General features: G+C 52.0%; 19 protein-coding genes. 5 read left to right on the top strand and 14 right to left on the bottom strand.

Annotated features, from left to right (window positions below; translation table 11 throughout):
* Window positions 1-60 precede the first annotated feature (60 nt).
* A complete protein-coding gene (locus OGY15_RS23220) occupies window positions 61-951 on the top strand; it encodes a LysR family transcriptional regulator (RefSeq protein WP_151218060.1) in 891 nt (296 codons plus the stop codon).
* Between the two features lie 80 nt (window positions 952-1031).
* Here the strand turns inward: OGY15_RS23220 and OGY15_RS23215 are convergent, their stop codons facing one another.
* The 3 genes from OGY15_RS23215 to soxR all read right to left on the bottom strand — a co-directional run bounded on the left by OGY15_RS23215 (window position 1032) and on the right by soxR (window position 5227).
* Complete coding sequence (locus OGY15_RS23215) at window positions 1032-2678, bottom strand: Na+/H+ antiporter (protein ID WP_079938973.1); 1647 nt, start codon at window positions 2676-2678, stop codon at window positions 1032-1034.
* 157 nt (window positions 2679-2835) lie between these two features.
* Window positions 2836-4185 (bottom strand): guanine/hypoxanthine transporter GhxP, encoded by a 1350-nt coding sequence (gene ghxP, locus OGY15_RS23210; protein ID WP_003031735.1) that lies wholly within the window; start codon window positions 4183-4185, stop codon window positions 2836-2838.
* 583 nt (window positions 4186-4768) lie between these two features.
* Window positions 4769-5227: a redox-sensitive transcriptional activator SoxR gene (soxR, locus tag OGY15_RS23205; protein WP_003031733.1), complete on the bottom strand. Its 459-nt coding sequence runs from the start codon at window positions 5225-5227 to the stop codon at window positions 4769-4771.
* An 86-nt stretch (window positions 5228-5313) separates the two neighbouring features.
* Between soxR and soxS the strand changes: the two genes are divergently transcribed.
* Window positions 5314-5637, top strand: coding sequence for a superoxide response transcriptional regulator SoxS (soxS, locus tag OGY15_RS23200; protein ID WP_003031731.1), 324 nt, complete (start codon window positions 5314-5316; stop codon window positions 5635-5637).
* A 2-nt stretch (window positions 5638-5639) separates the two neighbouring features.
* Here the strand turns inward: soxS and pdeC are convergent, their stop codons facing one another.
* Window positions 5640-7226: a cyclic di-3',5'-guanosine monophosphate phosphodiesterase PdeC gene (pdeC, locus tag OGY15_RS23195; protein ID WP_151218061.1), complete on the bottom strand. Its 1587-nt coding sequence runs from the start codon at window positions 7224-7226 to the stop codon at window positions 5640-5642.
* Between the two features lie 554 nt (window positions 7227-7780).
* Here pdeC and OGY15_RS23190 point away from each other — a divergent pair.
* A complete protein-coding gene (locus OGY15_RS23190) occupies window positions 7781-8062 on the top strand; it encodes a YjcB family protein (RefSeq protein ID WP_151218062.1) in 282 nt (93 codons plus the stop codon).
* A gap of 83 nt (window positions 8063-8145) precedes the next feature.
* Here OGY15_RS23190 and OGY15_RS23185 read toward each other — a convergent pair whose 3' ends face one another.
* A complete protein-coding gene (locus OGY15_RS23185; protein ID WP_286541284.1) occupies window positions 8146-9702 on the bottom strand; it encodes an autotransporter outer membrane beta-barrel domain-containing protein in 1557 nt (518 codons plus the stop codon).
* Window positions 9703-10109: 407 nt separating this feature from the next.
* On the bottom strand, window positions 10110-10634 hold the full coding sequence (gene ssb1 / locus OGY15_RS23180; RefSeq protein ID WP_003826621.1) for a single-stranded DNA-binding protein SSB1: 525 nt from the start codon (window positions 10632-10634) through the stop codon (window positions 10110-10112).
* 252 nt (window positions 10635-10886) lie between these two features.
* On the opposite strand from ssb1, the gene uvrA reads away from it, so the two are divergent.
* Window positions 10887-13709, top strand: a complete 2823-nt coding sequence (gene uvrA, locus OGY15_RS23175; RefSeq protein ID WP_016155358.1) for an excinuclease ABC subunit UvrA — start codon at window positions 10887-10889, stop codon at window positions 13707-13709.
* 41 nt (window positions 13710-13750) lie between these two features.
* Here the strand turns inward: uvrA and OGY15_RS23170 are convergent, their stop codons facing one another.
* The 5 genes from OGY15_RS23170 to dnaB all read right to left on the bottom strand — a co-directional run bounded on the left by OGY15_RS23170 (window position 13751) and on the right by dnaB (window position 19157).
* A complete protein-coding gene (locus OGY15_RS23170) occupies window positions 13751-14104 on the bottom strand; it encodes an MmcQ/YjbR family DNA-binding protein (protein WP_151218063.1) in 354 nt (117 codons plus the stop codon).
* 119 nt (window positions 14105-14223) lie between these two features.
* Window positions 14224-14937, bottom strand: coding sequence for an acid phosphatase AphA (gene aphA / locus OGY15_RS23165; protein ID WP_151218064.1), 714 nt, complete (start codon window positions 14935-14937; stop codon window positions 14224-14226).
* Window positions 14938-15120: 183 nt separating this feature from the next.
* Window positions 15121-16314 carry an aromatic amino acid transaminase gene (gene tyrB / locus OGY15_RS23160; RefSeq protein ID WP_151218065.1) on the bottom strand — a complete coding sequence of 398 codons (1194 nt, stop codon included), beginning with the start codon at window positions 16312-16314 and terminating at the stop codon, window positions 15121-15123.
* Window positions 16315-16447: 133 nt separating this feature from the next.
* Window positions 16448-17527, bottom strand: coding sequence for an alanine racemase (gene alr, locus OGY15_RS23155; RefSeq protein WP_286541279.1), 1080 nt, complete (start codon window positions 17525-17527; stop codon window positions 16448-16450).
* 214 nt (window positions 17528-17741) lie between these two features.
* Window positions 17742-19157 carry a replicative DNA helicase gene (dnaB, locus tag OGY15_RS23150; protein ID WP_061067020.1) on the bottom strand — a complete coding sequence of 472 codons (1416 nt, stop codon included), beginning with the start codon at window positions 19155-19157 and terminating at the stop codon, window positions 17742-17744.
* Window positions 19158-19221: 64 nt separating this feature from the next.
* Between dnaB and OGY15_RS23145 the strand changes: the two genes are divergently transcribed.
* Entirely contained in the window at window positions 19222-20205 is a 984-nt protein-coding gene (locus OGY15_RS23145) for a quinone oxidoreductase (RefSeq protein ID WP_187253976.1), read from the top strand.
* A 370-nt stretch (window positions 20206-20575) separates the two neighbouring features.
* On the opposite strand, the gene pspG is transcribed toward OGY15_RS23145, so the two are convergent.
* From pspG to OGY15_RS23130, 3 genes are all read right to left on the bottom strand, one after another.
* Window positions 20576-20818, bottom strand: a complete 243-nt coding sequence (gene pspG / locus OGY15_RS23140) for an envelope stress response protein PspG (RefSeq protein WP_151218066.1) — start codon at window positions 20816-20818, stop codon at window positions 20576-20578.
* A 133-nt stretch (window positions 20819-20951) separates the two neighbouring features.
* Window positions 20952-21950, bottom strand: coding sequence for a tRNA dihydrouridine(20/20a) synthase DusA (gene dusA / locus OGY15_RS23135; RefSeq protein ID WP_151218067.1), 999 nt, complete (start codon window positions 21948-21950; stop codon window positions 20952-20954).
* Between the two features lie 106 nt (window positions 21951-22056).
* Window positions 22057-22545 (bottom strand): cupin domain-containing protein, encoded by a 489-nt coding sequence (locus OGY15_RS23130; protein WP_003031710.1) that lies wholly within the window; start codon window positions 22543-22545, stop codon window positions 22057-22059.
* Window positions 22546-22655: the final 110 nt, after the last annotated feature.

The following is a 22655-nucleotide window of genomic DNA, read 5'->3' as shown; positions in this document are numbered from 1 at the left end:
GCCCCCGTCCCGGACTGAAATGAATTAAACTCATTGCAGGCATAGTCTTAAGGAATAATCATGGATATCAGAACGCTGCGATATTTTGTTGAGGTGGTTCGTCAGCAGAGCTTTACTCGCGCAGCGGAGAAGCTTTTTGTCACTCAACCCACTATCAGCAAGATGTTGAAGAATCTTGAAGACGAGCTTAACTGCACGCTGCTAATCCGCGACGGTCGGCGGCTTTTGTTGACTGATACCGGACAAGTGGTTTTCGAGCGCGGTCTGGCGATCCTCGCCGAGTTTCGCCAGCTTGAAGCGGAACTCAGCGACATTAACCATCTCAACAAGGGGCTATTGCGCCTCGGTATCCCGCCGATGGTCGGCATGTTGATGGCAGGGCCTATCAGCCTTTTTCGCCAGCGCTATCCCGGCGTTGAGCTAAAGGTCTCTGAATTTGGCGGCTTAACCGTCCAGCAGGCGGTGATGAATGGCGATCTGGATGTCGCGATGACCGCGCTGCCGGTTGAGGAAGAAAGCGGTCTGGCGACCTTACCGCTTTTCAGTCATCCGCTCTGTGTGCTGGTCCCTCGCTCCGGTCAGTGGACAACGTGCGAATCTATTTCCCCCGAGGCGTTAGCGGAGCATCCGTTACTTATCTATAACGAAGATTTCGCGTTGAGTCGCCAGTTGCTTGAACTGTTTAGCCAGCACAACGTCAAGCCCCGCATTGCAGTACGCAGCGGGCAGTGGGATTTCCTGGCGGCGATGGTACAAGCCGGCGTCGGAATCGCCATTTTGCCGGAGCCAATCTGCCAGCGTCTGGATAAGCAAACTTTGCGCTGGATCCCTCTGGAGAGTGATTTACGCTGGCAGTTGGGTATGATTTGGCGCGAGGGCGTATATCTGTCGCACAGCGCCCAGGCATGGCTGAAATGTTGCGAAGGTTTTTGGCTAACGCAAGCGTCGTAAAATGCCGGATGCGGCTAACGCCATATCAGACCTACAAAATCCCGTAGGCCTGATAAGCGTAGTGCCATCAGGCACTACCGTTACTGGTTCTCAATCAACAGCGCTTCCAGCAAGTCCAGGTCGTGCAGTAGTTTTTGCAGCGTTTCATTACTGATTTCTCGTGTGGCACGCAGGTGATAAAGCTCTGCGCGTTCTGAGCGCAGTGCCGCCAGACGGAAACGCCGTTCGAGGTTTTCTTCCTGCATCGAGCTTTCCACATCGTTGCGTCCGTCGGCGCGTCGACGCAGATTACCGATGACACGTGAACTCACCTCGGTGAGCAACTGATTATCGATGTTCTCTTCGCTGTCCGCGGCCAGGCGCTCCTCCATTTTCTGGATGGCGACAATCGCGACTTCCGCCGTGGCAGCCCGGGCAATACGTTCCTCTTTTTGCTGCTGCGAGTGATCTGCGACTTCCAGATGCTGTAGCAGAATCGGCAGCATTACTACACCAACAAACAGTGAGAACAGGATCACGCCCGCAGCAAGGAAAATCAGCTCATATCGGGCCGGGAAGCCGCTACCATCCGGTAACAACAGCGGAATGGAGAGCACACCCGCAAGAGTTATTGCCCCGCGCACGCCCGCAAAGGAGGCAATCAGAATTTCACGCGTCGTCCAGGAGCCGAATTCCATTGGCTTTTTCTTCAGGAAGCGCAGACTGAACTTCTTCATGGTCCACAGCCAGCCAAAACGTACCAGCATCAGCGCCACGTAAATCAGCACGATATCGGTAAACAGCATCCAGATTTCAACGTTCGGATCGACCTCTGCTGCCGCCAAAGAAGACTCCAGAATCCCCGGCAACTGCAGCCCTAACAGCAGGAAAACCATACCGTTAAACACAAATTCCAGCATCGCCCAGGTGCTGTTAGCACGTAAGCGCATCGCCAACGGCGCGCGGCGCATCACCCCGGAACGGGTGATTGTCATCCCGGCAGCGACCGCCGCGAGGATGCCTGAGACACCAATGTGTTCCGCAATCAGGTAAGACGCAAACGGCAGCAGAAACAGCAGAACGATTTGCGTTGCCGGCTCATCGCCACCCCAGCGGCTGAGAAAACGCAGGGAGCGCCCGTACAGCCAACTGACGACAAAACCGGCCAGGATACCGCCAATTGCTACTTTGAAGAATTCAAGCGTTGCGCCGCCAACGGTAAATACCATCGTACCCATCGCCACGGCGACGGCAAATTTTAGTGACACCAGGCCGGAGGCGTCGTTCATCAACGCTTCGCCCTGCAGGATCCCCATGATTTTCTTCGGGATGCGTCCCTCCCCCACAATGCCGGAAAGGGCAACGGCGTCGGTTGGCGACAGGACGGCAGCCAGCGCAAAGGCCGGGATGAGAGGGATCCCCGGCACCAGCCAGTAAATCATAAAGCCAATCCCGACCACCGTGACCAGCACTAACGCCAGCGCAAGACCAAAGATCTCTCGCCCATGTTCGAGAAACTCACGCGTTGGCGTCTTCCAGCCATCGGCAAAGAGCAGCGGCGGGATGAACAGAACCAAAAATAGCTCAGGATCGAATTCCACATGCAAACCAAACGTCGGCCACGCCAGCAAGGCGCCGATGGCGATCTGCATAAGGGGTAGAGGGAGTTGGAAGGGCAATACGCGAGTAAATACCCCCGACAGCGAGACCACAAGGGTCATGATGAGTATGGTAAAAAAGATTTCCATGCGTTCCCTGTTTGCGATGTTTCTTATGATTCGTGATGAGAGGCGTCGTGCCTCAATTCTATCTAATTGAGAGTAACGCAAAAGACAACAAGTGTGTTCTGAAAATAAAAACGGGCGGCCAAAGCCACCCGTTTTCAGGATCTTTATCGAATAAGAATCAGATAGCCCAACCGCCCGCGTAGAAGGCCACCAGCGCGATAGCGATAACCACCGTGCCGATGTTCAGCTTGCGCCATTCGCCAGAGACAAGACGGCCAATCACCAGGGTAGCAAAGCCAATCATAATGCCGGTTACGATGTTACAGGTCAGCACGATAAATACGGCCGTTACCAGACCCGCCATTGCGTCGACAAAGTCAGCAAAGTCGATTTTTGCCACATTGCTCAGCATCAACAGGCCTACATACATCAGCGCAGGCGCCGTGGCGTACACCGGTACAAGATACGAGAGCGGAGAGAGGAACAGGATCAGCAGGAACAAGACGCCAACGGTGATCGCTGTCAGGCCAGTTTTACCGCCCGCTGCCGTACCCGCTGCGGATTCAATGTAGACCGCCGCAGGTGCAGCGCCCACCAGACCAGAGAACACGCTGCTCAGGGAGTCAGTGGTCAGCGCTTTGCCGCCGTCGATAATCTGTCCGTCTTTATCCAGCAAATTCGCCTGTCCGGCTACGGCACGGATAGTTCCGGTCGCATCGAAGACGGCGGTCATGACCAGCGCCAGCACGCTCGGCAGAACGATAGGATTCAGTGCGCCCATAATATCCAGGCTGCCGATCAGCGAGTTGCCGTTTTCGTCGCTCAGAGACGGCATGGCAAAAATACCGGAGAAATGTACAGCCGGATCGAAAATCAGGCCAACAATGGAAATACCGATAATAGTCAGCAGGATGCCGCCCGGTACTTTCAGTTTTTCGAGGCCAATAATCACCGCCAGACCAACCAGCGACATTATCACCGGGAAGGTATCGAAGTCGCCCAGTGCAACCGGCAGGCCGTCCAGCGGGTTCTTAATCACCAGACCAACGCCGTTTGCCGCAATCAGCAGCAGGAACAGGCCGATACCGATTCCCGTGCCGTGCGCAACACCCTGCGGCAAATTGCGCAGGATCCAGCTACGAATACCGGTCGCGGAAATGATGGTAAACAGGACCCCCATCAGGAACACCGCGCCCAGCGCAACGGGCACGCTGATATGTTGCCCCAATACCAGGCTGAATGCGGTAAACGCCGTCAGAGAAATGGCGCAACCAATTGCCAGCGGCAGGTTGGCCCACAAGCCCATCACAATAGAACCGACGCCCGCGACCAGACAGGTTGCCACAAATACAGCGGCAGGCGGGAATCCGGCTTTACCCAGCATCCCTGGAACCACGATAACGGAGTAAACCATGGCGAGGAACGTCGTTAATCCGGCAACGACTTCCTGACGAACGGTACTGCCGCGAAGCGAAATTTTAAACCAGGCGTCGAGTGAACCGCCGGTACGCGCTGAAGGCGTAGACATAGAAAACATCCCCTGAGAGTTTATTTTTTCGTCATTATGCGTGCTGGACAATCCACTGCCTGCTAAACGTTTTCTCCATGTGCCAGGTTTGCGTCAATAGGGGTGTCGCAAAAAAGCAAACGTTTAGCTCCGCGCATAAAAAACGGGTGGTAAAAAAAAGCAAACGATTATCCAGCGATCATACGCTGGTTTTCAACTGAACTTTGCCGCTTTTTACTCATTTCTTCTTATAACGCGCAATAAATAATCAGCCGATGCGCAAACGTTATCGTCAATGCGCAATCTGGCAACAATTTTCGCGGCGTGATTACAACATGAGTGTTCCTTTTTCACGCAAACTCGCGCAAAAAAACAGGTGAAGATGCGGGAATTTTTTTTGGCTAAAAAATAACCATTTCACTGGCAAATGGTGAGAGGTGGCTTACACTTACCTTATCAACACAAACCGGAACCTCCCCTAATGTGCTCGACTGAGGGGTGTTGATGTCGGGGGAAACCCTCCCGTGAACCAGCGGGATAGAGTGAAAGACAAAGACCGGAACCAAACTAAAGCGCCCTCTGTGGCGCTTTAGTTTTATACCAATCAATCGTCTTCCAGCAGCCGCGCCCCGGTTCCTTGCTCGCCCAGCTGATCGCCTGGGTTACGCAACGGACAATCACTGCGCGACAAGCAGCCGCAACCAATACACCCATCCAGCTCATCGCGCAGTGACACCAAAGTATGAATGCGTCGATCCAGCTCTTCACGCCATTGCGAAGAGAGTTGTTTCCACTCTTTAGCGCTAAGTGAATGTCCTTCAGGTAATACGCCCAGCGCGTCGCCGATCGTTGCCAGCGGGATCCCAATACGTTGAGCAATCTTGATAATCGCCACGTAACGCAACACATCACGTTTGTACCGACGCTGGTTACCGCTGTTGCGCATACTGCTGATTAACCCTTTGCTTTCATAGAAATGCAGGGTCGATACCGCCACACCGCTACGCTTTGCGACTTCACCTGGTGTGAGCAGCGCTTTTATTCGGGGTAATTTCTTTTCCATAAATTGCTTTACCTCAAGTTAACTTGAGGAATTATACTCACTCGCAGGCAAAACGACGAATCGAATACTGAAAAAGAGGCAGCCCTATGTCCCATCAGCAGATTATTCAGACCCTTATTGAATGGATTGATGAACATATTGATCAGCCGCTGAACATTGAGGCGGTTGCGAAAAAATCAGGTTACTCGAAGTGGTATTTACAGAGAATGTTCCGCACGGTGACGCGCCAGACGCTGGGCGACTACATCCGCCAACGCCGACTTCTGCTGGCGGCGGTTGAACTGAGGACGACTGAGCGACCTATTTTCGACATTGCGATGGATCTTGGTTATGTATCGCAACAAACCTTCTCTCGCGTGTTTCGTCGTGAGTTTGATCGTACTCCAAGCGATTACCGCCACCGCCTGTAAGATTATTGCCCGCTCTGCGTCAGTATGGCGGGCGACCGTTGTATCCAGCGTATGAACTCCTGCAGCGGCAGCGCTTTCGCAAAATACCAGCCCTGACAATACTGTACGCCGCGTTCACGCAGCCACTCGACTTGCTCTGTCGTTTCAACTCCTTCAGCGATCGTCTTAAGATGTAAGCTTTGTGCCATCTCAATGATATGTTCGGCAATCATGTGGCTGGTACTGTTAGTGGACAGAGTACTAATAAATGATTTATCGATCTTCAGGATATCGACATTCAGCGCGGACAAATTATGTAGATTGGAATACCCCGTGCCAAAATCATCAAACGCCACTTCATAACCCGCCTGGCGGAACGCCTGGATTACCGGCGTCATTTTATCTACATCAACAAACCCGCGCTCCGTTACCTCAACTTTAATTTGTCGGGCCGCAACGGAGTACTCAAGGTTTTTGTCAGTAATCAGGGCAATGAGTCGGGATGAATGAAAATCAGACGCGGAGAGATTTATCGAGATATAAAGCTGGGGATGTGCCGACAGAAAATACCCCAAATCGTTGAACACCTCTTCAACCACGTAATCCGTGATCCGCTCCATCATTCCCTCTTTTTCAGCCAGAGGAATAAACTCGGTCGGACTCATCACCTCACCTTTACAGTCCGGCCAGCGCAGCAAAGCCTCGGCCCCTACGCACTGACCGTTTGTGATATCAATGATCGGCTGGTAGTACAGGCACAGGTGACGTTTTTTGATTGCGCGTTTTAATAAACGACGGGGAGAGAGGTATTCCTGACGCGTACGCCACCACATTAACAGCATCAGGATGCTGCAGATAATCCCGAAAGGAACCGTTAATGCAGCCTCGTGATAAAAAATCGAATTTATGCGTTTATCCGAGGTCGACACAATAATCGCGATTGGCCGTTTTTCTGAACGCACAATAGTATAGAAGCGATCCGCCAACGGGAAGGTAGAGGCTTCGCCGCCCACCAGCGGCGAGAATTGATCAATGTGCGCCCCTTCGCTGGCAGAGAAAAAGGAATCCGTTACCGTGTCATACACGCCCCAGGACAGGTCTGGGTCATCTGACATGACTTCGCTGTAAGATAACGGATTGATGACGACAACGTAGTTTCCTCGTTGCATATACGTCATTCGGTAGCCAGCAAAAAACGGGGTATCGCGATAGTAATAGATCGAGATGTCCGGCGTACGTTTATAGTCTGCGGTCGGCATAATATAGGTAGTGGATGGCACCATCGACGTAGAGCACAAAAAATGATCGCCCTGGGCATAAATTAGCTCGCTGATATATAAACGACCGCGAATTATATTCAGCATACTTTTCTGATGTGTTGGGGTACACATCTCACCTTGATACAACTGGGCCATATCACGTGCTAAATCGGCTTGTTGGATCACTAATTCTGTTTTATTTAAGACCAGTTGAGCAAAAGAGTGAAGTTCATTACGGGTTTCGGACATCGCCCGGATTTGAGCAAACCATAATGCCAGCACCACGGGGAGCAATACCACCATGAATGTTCCCAGCAACTTCAGCATCTTGCGTCGCGCACTGTGATTCATGTCAGCCTTATGTCCCTGTTTTGTCTATGCCAGTACCTGTCACGGCAGTGATGCTATAAACACCAGCTAGTTAACTTGCATGAATCTATCAGTATTAGCAACAGACGTCTCTATGTAAAAGTCTGATAATAGTTGGGGATGATATTATTTTTCCGTAATGCAAACTTAAAGTTACGCTTATTTCACAATGTTATTATCCCGAGAACGTTAATTTTTTATGAGCACTATCCTGGTTGCATTTAAGAAATTCATTAAATTTTTTTAACAATTAATTTAAGATGAATTAAACTAGTGGCGTAAATACACCTTTAAGATTGATTATTTAGTATCAGTAGCCTTTTCAAAAATAACCACACATTAATAATGGTTATAATCCAGCAAAAATAACGTCCAGCACTGGTGAACAAACGAACACTTGTGATATAGTTCACAAAAATCATGTAACAGAAACAATGTTTCATTCATGTTATTGCCCGTCGATAGCCAGAGTACTACACCCTCGGTGAACACCCCCGCGCTGTCCTGGGCATCCAGACTTTCTGAGGACGTTTTTCATGGCAACAATAACAACTGGCGTGGTTCTTCTGCGGTGGCAATTACTCAGTGCAGTGCTGATGTTTTTAGCCAGTACGCTCAATATCCGTTTTCGTAAATCAGACTATATTGGCCTGGCCGTCATTAGCAGCGGTTTAGGGTTGGTTTTTGCCTGCTGGTTTGCGACCGGATTGCTCGGCATAACCCTGGTGGATATTTCCACGATCTGGAAGAATATTGAAACCGTGATGGTCGAAATGATGAGCCACACACCGCCAGAATGGCCGATGGTGTTGAACTGATAACAACAGTGTGTCCGACCAGAATATAACCGGTCGGACACCGTTTTAAGCGATAACGATTCTACTGACGTTCCGGTAACCGCTTACCACTCCATACGGAACCCTGCGTTCACCTGCCAGTTCATATCAATGTCGCCTCCAGCTGATCTTTCCAGGTCAACGTACAGTCGAGAATTATTGTTCTGAGTGAGATGGATATTGGTTCCAATACCGTAGTTAATCCACGAGTCACTTCCTCCCTCGCGGACCGTCATGGACGCGTCTTTACCCCACACAGTGACATCACGATCGCCAGCAAACTCATGCAGCAGATCCAGCTTCACATAAATGTCGCTGTCCGGGCGTTCTTCAAATCGATAACCTCCTCGCAATCCGACACGACCGATCACGCTATCGATATCATTCTGACGAACCCGTAGCCCGCTGCTGGTGGTATAACGAGCTTCATCCAACCGGGTATACACGAGCTGTGCTTGCGGTTCGATAAAAGAGGATTCTCCCAGACTAAACTCACGACCATATTCTGCGCTGGCGCTAATTGACCACGTACTGCTATCCGCCACCCCCATATTGCCGTACACATTTCGGTAGTTAAAATCACTCTCATGGCGGCTATATTTCAGTACCAGATCCAGGTAGTCCTGTTTTTCCGGACAGTTCCATGCAGCATAAAGTGAACCACCGTAGCTCTTGTTATCGCCCGTGCCATAAGTAAAGTCAGCGTTACCTCTCATGTAATGCGCCGCAATGCCTCGCGTCCAGACTGATTGTTCACTTTCTTCTTTATTGTCATAACCCAGTTGCCAGAAGCTGTAAAAGTTTTTGAAGTAGCTGCCATTATCGCTTTCCATTTCGCCGCCTTTATAACGTATCCACAGACCATTTTGCTGTTGGTTCTGGCGTAATTCCCCTAAACGTTTATTCAGGCTGTCGATTTCGAGACGGGCGGTGGCCACCGCGTAGTTTAACCCGGCATTAGCAATCGCGGTGTTGCTACCCGCACTGGCTTTTGTTGAAACCCCCGTAATATACCAGTTTGTGCCATACTGGCTTACCGGATCACCTTCCCGAATATCAGAACGCAGTAGCGGTTTATAGTCGTATACATACTCGTTAGTGATATCGATTTTATCGTACGCTTCGAACATCACATTGCTGGCGGCATCGGCAACCCAGATATCTTCTTGCAGATCGCTAAGCTTATTAATATTTAACGCCTCAATAGCATGAGTTCCCCCCGTGCTACTCTTAACGACTTCGATAAAGTCGCTCCCATTACGCCGCTGCTCATCGGTTTTATTTGTATTTACATCAATCAGGAAAATACCGTTGTTGCCTTTCAGATCGTGAATCTTCACGGTTTCGTTGATGCTCTGATTGGTATGCAGGTTAAAACCGTGCAGGTTTATCGTCCCGCCGTCTTGCAAGGTGATGGCGCTGATCTGAGCGTCTTTGCCATCCGGGATCCAGTAAGCATTATTCATCAGCGTCAGATTCAAATCTCCGGCCCATTTACCACTGGCGATGTCCAGAACATTCGCCTCATGTCCATGCCAAAATGATTCCGCACCATTGAGCGTAATATTCATCTGGCTGGTATGAGCATATATTTTATCGCCGAAGTCGATATTTCCTAACAAATTAACCTTGTTCTCACCTGACTGATTAATATTTACGACACCACCATCTTTAGCACTAACCGCATCACTTTTTGATGAGCCATCAGGATAACCACTATTGTTCTCCAGCAGTTCTTTGAAATTGCTGGCGTAAGTATTAATGTAAACATCGCCACCGTTTGCCGTAATAGTAGAACCTACACCACGCGCATAGATTCCATTATTTGCCAGCGTAGCTTAATTTTCATTCGCCGTAACCACCAATAAATATTACCGAATATTAGCGTAGATTAGTTCGTATTAAATGAATCATAAAGCTGCGATGATAAACCAGAAAATACCGAATAATTAATTCTGAATAAGAAATATAAAAAAACCCCGTCGCAACGGGGTTTTCATAAATTAGAACGTTAATGCGTTCAGCTATCTTAGAACGGGATATCGTCGTCGAAGTCCATCGGCGGTTCGTTAGACGGCGCTGCCGGAGCGGACTGCTGCGGACGAGACTGCGCGCCGCCGCTGAACTGATTGCCGCCCTGCGGCTGCTGAGGCTGACCCCAACCCCCTTGCTGCTGACCGCCACCTGCCGGAGCACCACCGCCCTGACGACCACCCAGCATTTGCATGGTGCCGCCAACGTTAACAACAACTTCAGTGGTGTACTTTTCTACGCCGGACTGATCGGTCCATTTGCGGGTACGCAGCTGACCTTCGATATAGACCTGGGAGCCTTTACGCAGATATTCACTGGCCACTTCCGCCAGTTTGCCAAACAGCACAACGCGGTGCCATTCAGTCTGCTCTTTCATTTCGCCGGTCGCTTTATCACGCCAGGATTCGGAAGTAGCCAGCGTAATGTTGGCAACTGCGCCACCATTCGGCATATAGCGTACTTCCGGGTCCTGGCCCAGATTACCGACGAGAATCACCTTGTTTACGCCTCTGCTGGCCATGATCGTGTCTCCTGAAAAACGTTACTGAATAAGTGTAAGCGCGGGATTGTAGCATTTCCAATAGCGCTTTTACTACGTTGCGAGATCGATTCCAGTAAACAATCCCCGTCAAACATTGTTGCACAGGAACATGCGTTTTGCATTCCAATACTGTATATCCATTCAGGTCAAGTTGTGTCATAATTAACCGTTTGTGATCGCCGGTAGCACCATGCAGCCAGGCAAAAAAAGCGTTTAATCCGGGAAAGATGAATGGATAAGATCGAAGTTCGGGGCGCCCGCACCCATAATCTCAAAAACATCAACCTCGTCATCCCGCGCGACAAGCTGATTGTCGTCACCGGGCTTTCGGGCTCAGGCAAATCTTCGCTTGCTTTCGACACCCTGTATGCCGAAGGGCAACGTCGTTACGTTGAATCCCTTTCAGCTTACGCGCGTCAGTTTCTGTCACTGATGGAAAAACCGGATGTCGACCACATTGAGGGGCTGTCTCCTGCCATCTCAATTGAACAAAAATCGACATCTCATAACCCGCGATCCACGGTAGGTACGATTACCGAAATTCACGACTATCTGCGCCTGCTGTTTGCCCGCGTTGGCGAGCCGCGCTGCCCGGATCACGACGTTCCCCTGGCGGCGCAGACCGTTAGCCAGATGGTGGACAACGTACTGTCGCAGCCGGAAGGCAAACGTCTGATGTTACTGGCGCCGGTAATTAAGGAGCGTAAAGGCGAGCACACCAAAACACTGGAAAACCTGGCGGGCCAGGGCTATATCCGCGCCCGTATCGACGGCGAAGTGTGTGACCTTTCCGATCCGCCCAAGCTGGAGCTGCAAAAGAAACACACCATTGAAGTGGTGATTGACCGCTTTAAAGTCCGCGATGACCTCACTCAGCGACTGGCTGAATCCTTTGAAACCGCGCTGGAACTGTCCGGTGGTACGGCGGTGGTCGCCGATATGGACGACCCGAAAGCGGAAGAGCTACTGTTCTCCGCCAACTTTGCCTGCCCGATTTGCGGCTACAGTATGCGCGAACTGGAACCCCGCCTGTTCTCGTTCAACAACCCGGCGGGTGCGTGCCCAACCTGTGACGGTCTCGGCGTGCAGCAGTATTTCGATCCTGACCGGGTGATCCAAAACCCGGAACTGTCGCTGGCCGGTGGCGCCATCCGCGGTTGGGATCGTCGTAACTTCTATTACTTCCAGATGCTTAAGTCGCTGGCGGAGCACTATAAGTTCGACGTCGAAGCCCCATGGGCCAGCCTGAACCCTGCTGTGCATAAAGTGGTGCTGTATGGTTCGGGTAAAGAAAATATCGAATTCAAATACATGAACGATCGCGGCGATACGTCCGTACGTCGTCACCCGTTCGAAGGCGTATTACACAATATGGAGCGCCGTTATAAAGAGACGGAATCCAGCGCGGTACGCGAAGAATTAGCCAAATTCATCAGTAACCGGCCGTGCGCCAGCTGTGAAGGGACGCGTTTACGCCGGGAAGCACGCCACGTATTTGTCGAAAATACGCCGCTGCCCGCGATTTCCGACATGAGCATCGGTCATGCGATGGATTTCTTCAACAATCTGAAACTTGCAGGTCAGCGGGCGAAGATTGCAGAGAAAATCCTTAAAGAGATTGGCGATCGTCTGAAGTTCCTGGTCAACGTCGGCCTCAACTATCTGACGCTGTCGCGTTCAGCCGAAACGCTCTCCGGCGGCGAAGCCCAGCGTATTCGTCTGGCAAGTCAGATCGGCGCAGGACTGGTCGGCGTAATGTACGTACTGGATGAGCCGTCTATTGGTCTGCATCAGCGCGATAATGAACGACTGCTGGGTACGCTTATCCATCTGCGTAACCTGGGTAATACCGTGATTGTGGTCGAACACGATGAAGATGCGATTCGCGCCGCTGACCACGTTATCGACATCGGTCCCGGCGCGGGCGTTCACGGCGGCCAGGTGGTTGCCGAAGGAACGCTAAAAGATATTATGGCGGTGCCTGAGTCGCTGACCGGCCAGTACATGAGCGGTAAGCGCAAAATTGAAGTACCGAAACAGCGCGTGGCAGCTGATCCGGAAAAAGTGCTGAAGCTCACCGGCGCACGCGGTAACAACCTGAAAGATGTCACCCTGACGCTGCCGGTTGGTTTATTTACCTGCATTACCGGGGTTTCCGGCTCAGGTAAATCGACGCTGATCAACGATACGCTGTTCCCCATTGCGCAGACGGCGCTGAACGGTGCGACGCTGGCGGAACCTGCGCCGTATCGCGATGTTCAGGGTCTGGAACATTTCGACAAAGTCATCGATATTGACCAAAGCCCGATTGGCCGTACCCCGCGATCTAACCCGGCAACCTACACCGGGGTATTTACGCCAGTGCGCGAACTGTTTGCCGGCGTGCCGGAGTCCCGTGCACGCGGTTACACGCCGGGTCGTTTCAGCTTTAACGTCCGCGGTGGACGCTGCGAAGCCTGTCAGGGCGATGGCGTGATCAAAGTGGAAATGCACTTCCTGCCAGATATCTACGTGCCGTGCGATCAGTGCAAAGGTAAGCGCTATAACCGCGAAACGCTGGAGATTAAGTACAAGGGCAAGACTATCCACGAAGTGCTGGATATGACGATTGAAGAAGCACGTGAGTTCTTCGATGCTGTTCCGGCGCTGGCGCGTAAGCTGCAAACGCTGATGGACGTTGGTCTGACGTACATCCGCCTCGGCCAGTCTGCCACCACGCTCTCGGGCGGTGAAGCGCAGCGCGTGAAGCTGGCGCGTGAGTTGTCCAAACGCGGTACCGGACAGACGCTGTATATTCTCGATGAGCCAACCACCGGCCTGCATTTTGCGGATATTCAGCAACTGCTGGACGTGCTGCATCAGCTTCGGGATCAGGGCAACACCATCGTGGTGATTGAGCACAATCTGGACGTGATTAAAACCGCAGACTGGATTGTCGATCTCGGTCCGGAAGGCGGCAGCGGCGGCGGGGAAATTTTAGTCTCCGGCACGCCGGAGACGGTCGCTGAATGTGAAGCCTCACACACGGCTCGTTTCCTCAAACCGCTGTTGTAAGTATCCCCGTACCGCTTCCTGGCGCAACAGGAAGCGGTAAATTATTGCACCAGCAACTTACGTTTATCTTCCGGCAGCGTATTTACAGCCTGTTGCCAGGAGGCATCTACCAGATAGTAGATCTGTGAATCTGGCAGCGAGCCATCAAGATACACCGTGCTCCAGTGCGCTTTATTGAGATGACGGCTGGGACGCACGTCTTTATGTTGCTGACGCAGCAATTCTGCGAGTTCAGGGCTGGTTTTCAGAGAAACCGCCGGGCGACCTTCGACCTCTTTGACCATCGCAAAGAGTACATCTTCAACTTTGATTTGCGTGGCTTTCCAGTCACTGTGCACGCTCTGCTCCGCACCCGTTTTTGCCATGCAGTATTGCAGCAACTCCGAATTCGTCATCTTTATTCCCCTTACCAGCATATTGCCTAATGAGAACATCTTTATTCAGTGTGCAGCAAGTCCGCAAAAGGTAAAAGCCAGTAGCGTAAATTTGTTTAAAAAATCAGCATTCCGTCTTCTCAATACTCCGAGTTGACGATCACCTCTTCACCAAACGCGCCAGCCTGCGGCAGCGGTTTATAAGTGGAGTTAGAGGCGCGCAAAATACGAATACCGCGAATACCCACGTCGCGAGCGGCGGTGATGTCATTGTCGGAGTCACCGTAGAACATGCGGATGCTTTTATCCTGCAGCCACTGTGTTTTAGTGTTCTGACCGGGTTTATCACCGGCAAAAATGACCGGATTCATATTACCGGCCGGAATGTGAAAGTTATCGGCCAGCGTTTTCGATACCGTTTCGGTCTTGGTCTGACTACGCCCGGTCACGAAAAAGATGCGGTCGCCACGACGCACATGCATATCAATCAACTGACGCGCCACTTCTTTTGGAATACTAAATTCATCCCAGCCATTGTTCATTTTTTCCCAGAAGGCCGGATTCTTCAGGTAATCCTCACTGTCCGGGGAATACGTTTTTTTACCGCGCCAGAAGCCCGGGCTGGAAAAGAGGACGGTGTCATCAATATCAAACCCGACGGCCATCGGCGGGCGCCCGGTCAAACTGTTTTCGATTTGTGCCACGGAGACCCAATGAATGGGAGCCTGCTCAGCGAGTTTTGCAACGTTGGTGCCGGGGTTAAGCTGAGAGGGAGAGGAAACTAACGCCTGAACGGGCTGATTTAACGTGAACAATAAACAAACGGCACTCAGTGCCAGGGTAAACTTGCGCATATTTTTCCCTAAGTAGTCAGTTAGTTATCATTTTTTATTAACAACTGGTCAAAAAACTATCTGACATTACCCCTTGGGGGAAGGGAAAGGAAGGATTTTCTCTGGTTTTGTCCAGGAAAAGGAGCATGATCACATTGGAAAACAGGCCTGATCTCGTGACGCGTATCAGGCCTGTACACCCGGTTACATGACGGCGGCAAATGCCTTCGCCACGCGCTGCACATTACTGTGATTCAACCCGGCCACGCACATACGACCGCTGGCTATCAGGTATACCCCAAACTCATCGCGCAGGCGATCGACCTGAGCGGCGCTGAGCCCGGTATAACTGAACATACCGCGCTGTTGCAGCAGGTAATCAAAGTTACGGCCCGGGATCTCCGCATTCAATACGTTAACCAGCTCCTGGCGCATCGCCAGAATACGGGTACGCATCTCTTCGACTTCCGCCAGCCAGCTGGCTTTCAGCGTGTCATCCCCCAACACCGCAGCAACCACCTGCGCACCAAAATTTGGCGGACTGGAGTAGTTCCGGCGCACCGTCGCTTTTAGCTGCCCCAGAACGCGGCTGGCGGCATCGGCGTCTTCACACACCACTGACAGCCCACCGACGCGTTCACCGTACAAAGAAAAGATCTTCGAGAATGAATTGCTGACCAGGGCAGGCAATCCGGCGCTGGCAATGGCGCGGATCGCGTAGGCATCATCTTCCATTCCACCGCCGAAGCCCTGGTAAGCAATATCCAGGAATGGGATGAGATCACGTGCTTTCAGGATCTCAATGACGCCATCCCACTGCGTTGGAGTTAAATCCGCCCCTGTCGGGTTATGGCAGCACGGATGCAGTAGCACGATGCTACGCGCGGGTAAGGTATTCAGCGCTGCCAGCAGGTCGTTGAAACGCACGCCATTGGTCGTGTTGTCATACCAGGGGTAAGTACTTACATTGAATCCAGCACCTTCAAAAATCGCGATGTGGTTTTCCCAGGTCGGATCACTAACCCACACGCCAGAATCAGGAAAATAGCGCTTCAGGAAGTCTGCGCCAACCTTTAGCGCGCCGGAGCCGCCCAGCGTCTGAATGGTTGCGACGCGCTGCTGCTGGAGAACCGGATGATCTGCGCCAAACAGCAGTGGTGCAATGGTATGACGATAAGCGTTCAGACCTTCCATCGGCAGGTACAGCGAAGCGCCATGCGGTTTGGCATTGAGTCGGGCTTCCGCTTCCGCGACCGCTTTAAGCTGAGGAATAATCCCGTCTTCGTTGTAATACAGGCCAATGCTGAGGTTCACTTTGTCGCTACGTGAATCTTCTTTGAACCGCTCCATAAGCGATAAAATCGGGTCGCCAGCGTAGGCGTCAACTTTTTGAAACACGTGTGGTTCTCCAGGTTTACAGGCAGAGGATAAGAACACAATAAACCGGAAGCAGGAGAAGATCGAGAGGATGTTGAGAGGAATATTGCCGGATAGCGGCGTAACCGCCTTATCCGGCATATCATGCGCTTAATTAATCGATATACTTCATCGCCACGCGCGACGTCAGGCGCGTAATAAGTTCGTAAGCACTTACTTTCGTCATTTCAGCAATGCGTTCAACGGGCAGTCCTTCACCCCACAGGATCACCGAATCGCCAGCTTTGTCCTGCGCCTCGGGGCCTAAATCGACGCAGATCATATCCATCGCGACACGACCGACGATCGGCACTTCACGGCCATTAACCAGCACCGGTGTCCCTGACGGCGCTGCGCGCGGATAACCGTCGCCGTAGCCCATCGCCACCACGCCGAGACGCGTATCGCGCTCGCTCTGCCAGGTTCCACCATAGCCAACCGGTTCGCCCGCTTTGTGCTCACGCACCGCTATCAGGCTGGAGGTCAACGACATCACCGGCTGACAGCCAAAATCGGCGCCGATAGAGTGGTTTTCCAGCGGCGATACGCCATACAGAATCAGCCCTGGACGCGCCCAGTCGAAGTGGGACTGGGGCCACAGCAAAATACCGCCCGACGCGGCAATTGAACGCTGTCCCGGTTTGCCCTCGCAAAAGCTGTTGAAGATATCGAGCTGTTTTTCCGTCGCGCCGCATTCAGGTTCGTCTGCGCGCGCAAAGTGGCTGACGATGTTAACCGGCTGGCGCACGTTGTCACATTGCGTTAAGCGCTGATAAAACGCTTCGGCCTGCTCAGGGCGCACGCCCAGGCGGTGCATTCCCGTATCGAGCTTCATCCAGACGGTGACCGGTTCAGCCAGTTCTGCGGCTTCCAGGGCTTCAAGCTGCTCCAGGTTGTGGACGGCAGTATGCAGACGCTGCGCGGAGATCGTCGGCAGATCGGAGGCATCAAAAAATCCCTCCAGCAGCAGGATGGGCTGCGTGATCCCTCCCGCTCGCAACCGCAGGGCTTCTTCAAGACGAGCGACACCAAAAGCGTCCGCATCGGGGAGCGTTCGCGCGGTCTCTAACAGACCATGGCCATAAGCGTTCGCTTTCACGACCGCAACCAGTTTGCTGGCAGGAGCCAGTTCACGCAGACGTTGCAGGTTGTGTCGCAGAGCGCGGCGGTTAATAACTACAGTTGCCGCTTGCATTCGTATTCCTTAATAAAAGAATCCCCTAAATCATTCGTGTTGCAGGACAAAAACGCTTTGGCGTTTTTGAACAGCGCCTGCGCTGGCCCCAAAGGGGCGAGGACGCAGTCCGAGTCACGCGACAAGCCAGAGAACCCCCGGGAGCTTAGTAAGCTAAGTGACTGGGGTGAACGGGCGTAGTCAACGCATCTGCAGCATGAAGGATGACGGAGATTTATTCGTCGTCGTATTGTGGGCCCGCATAGTTATCGAATCGCGACCACTGTCCGTTAAACGTCAGGCGCACCGTGCCAATCGGACCGTTACGCTGCTTACCAATAATAATTTCGGCGATGCCTTTTAAGTCACTATTTTCGTGATAAACCTCATCACGATAGATAAACATGATTAAGTCGGCATCCTGTTCGATGGAGCCGGATTCACGCAGATCCGAGTTAACCGGACGTTTGTCGGCGCGTTGTTCCAGTGAGCGGTTAAGCTGCGACAGCGCCACCACCGGCACATGCAGTTCTTTTGCTAACGCCTTCAGCGAGCGGGAAATTTCAGCAATTTCCAGCGTACGGTTATCGGAGAGCGACGGCACGCGCATCAGTTGCAGGTAGTCGATCATGATCAGGCCGATACCGCCGTGTTCACGGGCGATACGACGAGCACGCGAGCGCACTTCCGTTGGCGTCAGGCCGGAAGAATCATCAATATAGATGTTTCGTTTCTCCAGCAAAATACCCATTGTTCCGGAAATTCGCGCCCAGTCTTCATCATCCAGTTGACCGGTACGGATTTTGGTTTGGTCTACGCGTGAAAGCGAAGCCAGGGAACGCATCATGATCTGTTCCGAGGGCATTTCAAGACTAAAGATAAGAACTGGCTTATCCTGCAACATCGCCGCATTTTCGACGAGGTTCATTGCAAATGTCGTCTTACCCATCGACGGACGCGCGGCGACGATAATCAAGTCTGACGGCTGCAAACCCGCCGTCTTTTTGTTGAGGTCGTCATAGCCGGTGTTCACCCCGGTGACGCCGTCGTGCGGCTGCTGGAACAGCTGCTCAATACGCGCGACGGTTGCGTCGAGCACATCGGTGATGTTTTTCGGGCCTTCGTCTTTGTTGGCCCGACTTTCAGCGATTTTAAAAACGCGTGATTCCGCGAGGTCCAGCAGATCTTCACTGGAACGGCCTTGCGGATCAAACCCGGCTTCCGCGATTTCGTGCGCAACCGAAATCATGTCACGAACAACAGCACGTTCACGGACGATATCCGCATAAGCACTAATGTTCGCCGCACTTGGGGTATTTTTAGATAACTCAGCCAGGTAAGCAAAGCCGCCGACGCTGTCCAGTTGTCCCTGAACCTCCAACGATTCTGCGAGCGTGATCAGGTCGATGGGTTTTCCCATCTCCTGCAGTCGATGCATTTCGGTGAAGATGTGCCGGTGCGGTCGGGTATAAAAATCTTCCGCCACCACACGCTCGGCCACATCGTCCCAGCGTTCGTTATCCAGCATTAAACCGCCCAACACCGACTGTTCCGCTTCAATCGAGTGCGGCGGTACTTTCAGCCCGGCGACCTGGGGATCGCGCTCACGAGCATCAGTCTGTTGTTTGTTGAAGGGTTTATTTCCTGCCATAGTGAATGGAGTTACCGAGATAATGATTGGGTCGAAAGATTACCACATTTCTTTTGGAGGAAGCATGGCAACACGTATTGAATTTCACAAGCATGGTGGTCCTGAAGTGCTTCAGGTCGTCGAGTTTACGCCTGCAGATCCGGCGGAGAACGAAATCCAGGTCGAGAACAAAGCGATTGGGATCAACTATATCGACACATACATCCGTAGTGGTCTTTATCCGCCGCCTTCTCTGCCCAGCGGCCTGGGAACCGAAGCCGCGGGCATAGTCAGCAAAGTGGGGAGTAAAGTAACGCACATTAAAGCAGGCGATCGCGTGGTTTACGCCCAGTCTGCGCTTGGCGCTTACAGCTCAGTACATAACGTTCCGGCCGATAAAGCCGCCATCCTGCCCAACGCTATCTCATTTGAACAAGCTGCAGCCTCATTCCTGAAAGGGTTAACTGTTTTTTATCTGTTGCGTAAAACCTATGAAATTCAGCCTGATGAACCATTTTTGTTCCATGCGGCTGCGGGCGGCGTCGGGATGATTGCCTGCCAGTGGGCAAAAGCATTGGGTGCGAAGCTGATTGGTACCGTCGGCAATGCGCAAAAAGCGCAAATTGCGCTGCAGGCCGGTGCATGGCAGGTCATTAACTATCGTGAAGAGAGCATTGTTGAGCGAGTGAAAGAGGTAACCGGCGGTAAAAAAGTGCGGGTGGTCTATGACTCAGTGGGAAAAGATACCTGGGAAGCCTCATTGGATTGTTTACAGCGTCGAGGGCTGATGGTCAGCTTTGGTAACGCCTCCGGACCGGTGACTGGCGTTAACTTAGGCATTCTGAATCAGAAAGGTTCGCTGTACGTGACCCGCCCTTCGCTCCAGGGTTACATCACCAACCACCATGAATTAACCGAAGCCAGCAATGAGCTGTTCTCGCTGATTGCCAGCGGGGTGATCAAAGTGGATGTCGCGCCGGGTCAGAAATTTGCGCTAAGTGACGCGCAACGAGCCCATGAAGTGCTGGAAAGCCGGGCCACGCAGGGCTCGAGTTTACTCATCCCATAATGCTCCGACTTCCCCTAAACAATTCAAACAGCAGGATAAAAATGATTAGGCGTTTTTGAGCAGCGCTTGCGCTGACCCTGAAGGGGCTAGGCTTTAAGCTGAGTAACGCGGCAATTGAATGAATCCCCTGGAGCTTACTGGAGTAAGTGACTGGGGTGAATGAAAGCAGCCAACACACCTGCGGTTTGAATTATGACGGGGAAATAAAGAATTAGGGCTTCCCGTGGGAAGCCCTTTCTTTTTTTAGTTCGGCTGTATGTAGGGTACAGCTCGATGAATTCGATAACCTGGCAATAGTGACAGATTTGATAATCAATTCCTATTTGGTTCTAAAGGCAATGTTACAGGTTGTGACGCACCGCTCAATACCTTAGTAAAATCGGCGGTTATTACGCTGATACTGTGGGACTTTTGGCGCTTTTATCGCCTTGATAATCCACACCACAGCAACGGCCAGTAGCAGCCAGGGTAAAAGTTTTATCATCAAGGCAAATAGTCCGCCCAAAAACATCACTGCAGTGGCGACCACTAATGCGGCCAATACCCCCAGCAAAGATACGCCGGTGACCATCAGCATGATAAAAAACCCAATCACAAAAAGTAGTTCCAGCATAGCTCTCTCCCGAAATTAAATACTCTCCACTGCATTACAAGAAACATGCCAAAATTATTATATTGATTTATAAAGCAAACGCCCCGCGACAAAGCGCAGAGCGTGGTGAAATTCACTAACTTTTGGTGAAAAATTAACGCTTGTCAGCGACCAGCTGCAAGGCGTGTTCCAGAACGTTAATATCTGCCCCGGCTTTATGCGCATTTTCGCTCAGATAACGACGCCACTGACGGGCCCCAGGAATCCCCTGGAACAGCCCCAGCATATGACGCGTCACATGTCCAAGATACGTACCTTTACTCAGTTCACGCTCAATATAGGGATACATGGCACGCACCACGGCGACCGGATCGGCATCCTGAGTAGTAGCGGCAAAAATCTCGCGGTCAACGGAGGCCAGAATACCTGGGTTTTGATAAGCTTCGCGCCCCACCATTACGCCATCCATATGCTGCAAATGGATTTTCGCTTCTGCCAACGATTTAATGCCGCCATTGATCGACATCGTCAGATGCGGGAAATCGCGCTTTAGCTGATAAACGCGGTCATAATCCAGCGGTGGAATTTCGCGGTTTTCTTTCGGGCTTAACCCGGACAGCCAGGCCTTGCGGGCGTGAATGATAAACATCTCACATTCGCCGTTGCCAGATACCGTGTTGATGAAATCGCAGAGGAATTCGTAACTGTCCTGGTCATCAATGCCGATACGCGTTTTCACCGTGACCGGTATCGACACCACATCACGCATCGCTTTGACGCAATCAGCGACCAGTTGCGCATTTCCCATCAGACAAGCGCCAAACATCCCATTTTGAACACGATCGGAAGGGCAGCCCACGTTGAGGTTAATTTCATCATACCCCCGCTGTTCAGCGAGCTTTGCGCACTGCGCCAGTGCAGCCGGATCGCTCCCACCCAGTTGCAATGCGACCGGATGTTCTTCTTCGCTATACGCCAGATAATCGCCTTTGCCATGAATGATCGCACCGGTAGTTACCATCTCCGTATAGAGGAGCGTCTGGCTGGACAGTAAGCGCAAAAAGTAGCGGCAGTGCCTGTCCGTCCAGTCGAGCATCGGCGCGATAGAAAAACGATGAGCGGGAAAAGCGGTAGACTGAGATTCAGGCAGCATGGCGAATATTCAAGCATCCGGTTAAAAAAGGGGCGCTACTATAGCATAGACCGTTACGATAGTGAGCCACATCCTCACAGTTCTCCATCTCTGGTGCCGACCAACGCTACTTACGCCCCGGTTTTCCGTCGTGAGATCCAAAAAACTGCGGCGGATGGTCAACCCAGCGATCCTCGCGCGTGGCGGCATAGACCGGATTAAGCGGATAATAAATGCGATTGTATTTTTTGTTCGCCTCACCCACGACCAGCAGGCGCACCTCTTCACTGGTGTTATTGATAAAGGTGTGACACACCCCGGTTCCTGCAGGAAAACCAACGCTGTCGCCGGGCTCCAGCTTCCATAAATAACCGTTAATCCAGGCCTCAGGATATCCTTCCAGCACATAGATAAACTCTTCTTCATCACTTTCAGCATGCGGGTAAGACGTGCGCCGACCTGGCGGCAGGCGTTCATGATGAATGCCGAGTCGTCCTAACCCCAATTTGCGGGCAAGCGGCGCTCCTATGGCAAACAGCTCATCGCTGTCTGGGTAGGTGGAATCATCGGCCCCCTCAACTTCACGCCAGTGACGAATACAATCGGGTCTTTTCATGTTTATTTTCCAGTATTGCGATGGCTCAGGTATAGCACATCGCGGCGGATCTCGGCGTTTTAAGCAGAACATGTTAAAGTAAGGGATTAACCTTCCACGCAAATCGAGGC

This window comes from Citrobacter sp. Cu231, from assembly GCF_030332265.1.
Classification (GTDB): domain Bacteria; phylum Pseudomonadota; class Gammaproteobacteria; order Enterobacterales; family Enterobacteriaceae; genus Citrobacter; species Citrobacter meridianamericanus.
Note: the sequence above shows the minus strand (reverse complement) of the source record. Positions and strands in the feature narration are given on the sequence as shown.

Bases quoted from the DNA above. Each gene is read 5' to 3' on its own strand.
- OGY15_RS23220 (WP_151218060.1), top strand. From the start codon at position 61: ATGGATATCAGAACGCTGCGATATTTTGTTGAGGTGGTTCGTCAGCAG.
- OGY15_RS23215 (WP_079938973.1), bottom strand. From the start codon at position 2,678: ATGGAAATCTTTTTTACCATACTCATCATGACCCTTGTGGTCTCGCTG.
- ghxP (WP_003031735.1), bottom strand. From the start codon at position 4,185: ATGTCTACGCCTTCAGCGCGTACCGGCGGTTCACTCGACGCCTGGTTT.
- soxR (WP_003031733.1), bottom strand. From the start codon at position 5,227: ATGGAAAAGAAATTACCCCGAATAAAAGCGCTGCTCACACCAGGTGAA.
- soxS (WP_003031731.1), top strand. From the start codon at position 5,314: ATGTCCCATCAGCAGATTATTCAGACCCTTATTGAATGGATTGATGAA.
- pdeC (WP_151218061.1), bottom strand. From the start codon at position 7,226: ATGAATCACAGTGCGCGACGCAAGATGCTGAAGTTGCTGGGAACATTC.
- OGY15_RS23190 (WP_151218062.1), top strand. From the start codon at position 7,781: ATGGCAACAATAACAACTGGCGTGGTTCTTCTGCGGTGGCAATTACTC.
- ssb1 (WP_003826621.1), bottom strand. From the start codon at position 10,634: ATGGCCAGCAGAGGCGTAAACAAGGTGATTCTCGTCGGTAATCTGGGC.
- uvrA (WP_016155358.1), top strand. From the start codon at position 10,887: ATGGATAAGATCGAAGTTCGGGGCGCCCGCACCCATAATCTCAAAAAC.
- OGY15_RS23170 (WP_151218063.1), bottom strand. From the start codon at position 14,104: ATGACGAATTCGGAGTTGCTGCAATACTGCATGGCAAAAACGGGTGCG.
- aphA (WP_151218064.1), bottom strand. From the start codon at position 14,937: ATGCGCAAGTTTACCCTGGCACTGAGTGCCGTTTGTTTATTGTTCACG.
- alr (WP_286541279.1), bottom strand. From the start codon at position 17,527: ATGCAAGCGGCAACTGTAGTTATTAACCGCCGCGCTCTGCGACACAAC.
- dnaB (WP_061067020.1), bottom strand. From the start codon at position 19,157: ATGGCAGGAAATAAACCCTTCAACAAACAACAGACTGATGCTCGTGAG.
- OGY15_RS23145 (WP_187253976.1), top strand. From the start codon at position 19,222: ATGGCAACACGTATTGAATTTCACAAGCATGGTGGTCCTGAAGTGCTT.
- pspG (WP_151218066.1), bottom strand. From the start codon at position 20,818: ATGCTGGAACTACTTTTTGTGATTGGGTTTTTTATCATGCTGATGGTC.
- dusA (WP_151218067.1), bottom strand. From the start codon at position 21,950: ATGCTGCCTGAATCTCAGTCTACCGCTTTTCCCGCTCATCGTTTTTCT.
- OGY15_RS23130 (WP_003031710.1), bottom strand. From the start codon at position 22,545: ATGAAAAGACCCGATTGTATTCGTCACTGGCGTGAAGTTGAGGGGGCC.